General features: G+C 62.9%; 2 protein-coding genes. One reads left to right on the top strand and one right to left on the bottom strand.

All coding sequences use genetic code 11. From position 1 onward, the window contains the following. On the top strand, window positions 1-2,104 hold a 2,104-nt coding region (gene pbpC, locus VEK15_01210; protein HXV59282.1), incomplete at its 5' end, for a penicillin-binding protein 1C. A 257-nt stretch (window positions 2,105-2,361) separates the two neighbouring features. Here pbpC and VEK15_01205 read toward each other — a convergent pair. Continuing rightward, window positions 2,362-2,610, bottom strand: coding sequence for a type II toxin-antitoxin system ParD family antitoxin (locus tag VEK15_01205; protein ID HXV59281.1), 249 nt, complete (start codon window positions 2,608-2,610; stop codon window positions 2,362-2,364). Window positions 2,611-2,753: the final 143 nt, after the last annotated feature.

Genomic DNA, 2,753 nt, shown 5'->3' with positions numbered 1-2,753 from the left:
GACAAGCGCTTTTTTTCTCCCATCCCGGCGTCGACCCTCTCGCTATTGTCGCGCCGTCCACCTGAACCTGTCGCGCGGTCATGTCGTGAGCGGCGGCAGCACGCTCACCATGCAGGTCATTCGACTGTCACGGAGCAATCGGGACCGAACGTATCTGGAGAAGCTGGTCGAGGCCATCCTCGCGCTTCGTCTCGAGCTACGCTACGACAAGGACGAGATCCTGGCCCTCTGGGCAAGCCACGCCCCCTTCGGTGGAAACGTCGTGGGGCTCGAGGCGGCCGCCTGGCGCTATTTCGGACGGCCCCCGGGCTCGCTTTCCTGGGCCGAGGCCGCAACACTCGCGGTTCTCCCGAACGCCCCCACCCTCGTCCATCCGGGAAAAAACCGAGAGACGCTCGAGAGGAAGAGAAACGCGCTCCTCACCCGGCTGAACGAGGCGGGCCGGATCGACGATCTGGAGCTCGCGCTCGCTCTCCGGGAACCCCTTCCCTTGCACCCGCACGCTCTCCCTCGAAAAGCGCCCCATCTTCTCGCCACGCTGTCGCGCGAAACGCGCCAGCACCGTTTCGAGACTAACCTTTCCGCGTCTCTTCAGGAGGCGGTGCAGCGGGTGGTCTCACGGCAGGGCGAACGTTTGGGCTCGCAGGGGATCGACAACGTCGCCGTTCTCGTCGTCGACAACCAGAGCTTCGAGGTCCTCGCCTACGTCGGGAACACCGAATGGTCGGTCGACGAGGATCGCGGTTATGCCGTGGACGTGATTCAAAGGCCCCGCAGCACCGGCAGCATCCTCAAGCCGTTTCTCTTCGCATCGATGATCCAGGAGGGCGAGATCGTCCCCACGACTCTCGTCCCCGACGTTCCCGTTCAATACGCGGGCTACATGCCCGAGAACTTCGACCGCTCGTATCGCGGCGCCGTGCCCGCCGAGGTCGCCCTCGCCCAATCCCTGAACGTCCCAGCGGTGCATATGTTGAAACATCACGGCGTGAACCGCTTCTACGATTTTCTCGAGGGTTTCGGCATGACGACGCTGTGGCGCGAGCCCGATGGCTACGGCCTCACGCTCATCCTTGGAGGGGCGGAAGGCACGCTCTGGGACATCACCTCGATGTACGCGAACCTCGCCCACATCGCAGGCGAGCAGCGAGCGCGACCGCAGCAACGGCGGTTGCGCCTCCTTCAGGGTGAGGAGGATGTCACGGGCCAGTTGGCGGAGATCGGACCCGGCGCCGCCTGGTTGACGCTCAAAGCACTCGTCGAAGTGGCTCGCCCCGGTGACGAGGGTCACTGGAGAAGCTTCACCAGCGCGCGGCCCATCGCCTGGAAGACGGGAACGAGCTTCGGGCTCCGCGATGGATGGGCCGTCGGAACTACGAACCGTTACACCGTGGGCGTGTGGGTCGGTAACGCCAACGGTGAAGGCCGCCCCGGGCTCACCGGCGCGACCGCCGCCGCACCCATACTCTTCGACGTGTTCGGCCGGCTCGACAACGACTCCTGGTTCATGCCGCCTTACCGGTTCATGAAGGAGCTCGACGTCTGCAAGAGCGACGGCTTTCTCGCTTCGGGAGGCTGCGAGACCGAGCGCCAATGGGCCCCCGCCGAGGCTCATTTCGAGCGGCAGAGCCCTTTCCATCGACGGATCCATCTCGATTCCAGCGGCCGCTTCCGCGTCGACAGCGCGTGCGAATCCCCGAGCGCCATGACGCATCGTTCGTGGTTCGTGCTTCCGCCGAATCAGGAGTTCTACTTCCGAAAGTATCACGCGGACTATCGGCCTCTGCCGCCCTATCGAAACGACTGCCGGACGGTGGCGAGTGACGGCAGAGGTCCCATCGATTTCCTCTACCCCCACTCGGGAACGAGGCTCTATATCCCCCTCGAGCTCTCGGGCAACAAGGGACGGACGGTCTTCGAGGCCGTGCACCGCGACCCCGACGCGATCCTCCATTGGCACCTGGACGACGGGTATCTCGGCACGACCCGCACCTTTCACCAGCAAGCGCTCGACATGGAGCCCGGCTGGCACCAGGTCACCGTCGTCGATGCGGCAGGAAATCGGCTGTCTCGACGCTTCGAGGTCCTCGGAAGGGGGAATTGAGCTCGTCCCGAGAAAGGGGATGGGCAATTCGTAAGAAATAGGAGGAATGAATCCGAGTAGATTCTTGCGATGCGAACGAAAGATTCGAAAGTTACTTGAATCGCTTCGAGCGGCCGAAAAGAACCGATAGCCGAGAAGTTCGAGACCGTTGCTTGGCCGCACCCAGGTACCGCTCGGCTTGCTCGTGGCCCCACGTCTCAACCGTGTAATCCCAAATCCCGTCGAGATCGGCGCGGGCTTTCGGCCTGAGCGTAATCTCAAGCACGCTTGCGCCCGCGCGCCTTCCTCTCGATGAACGCTTCGACGTCGAACGGCTCGGCGGGGCCACTCTCGAGGCCTTCGTCGATGGCCTGACGTAGGGCCTTGAGCTTCGCTTCGCGCTCCTCGAGGAGCCTCAGGCCCGCGCGGATGACTTCGCTCGCGTTGCCATAACGGCCCAGAGCCACCAGGTCTTCGACGAATGCCGCGAAGTGCTCACCAAGCGTGATGCTCGTGTTCTTCCGCATCCTTTCTCTCCGGATGCATTATACCAATGGATACCATCAGATGGTATCCATTGACCTAACCACTAACTCATTCATTATGAGTCACTTATACCGCCTTCATCCCCGCTCCTTTATCTCCTTCGTACGCCGATGGGGCGCATGGG

The sequence above is a fragment of the Vicinamibacteria bacterium genome, from assembly GCA_035620555.1.
In the GTDB taxonomy this organism is placed as follows: Bacteria; Acidobacteriota; Vicinamibacteria; order Marinacidobacterales; family SMYC01; genus DASPGQ01.
The sequence above is the reverse complement of the archived record's forward strand: the minus strand, read 5'-3'. Positions and strand labels throughout refer to the sequence as shown.

Coding starts and splice junctions, on each gene's coding strand:
- VEK15_01205 (HXV59281.1), bottom strand. CDS start 2,610: ATGCGGAAGAACACGAGCATCACGCTTGGTGAGCACTTCGCGGCATTC.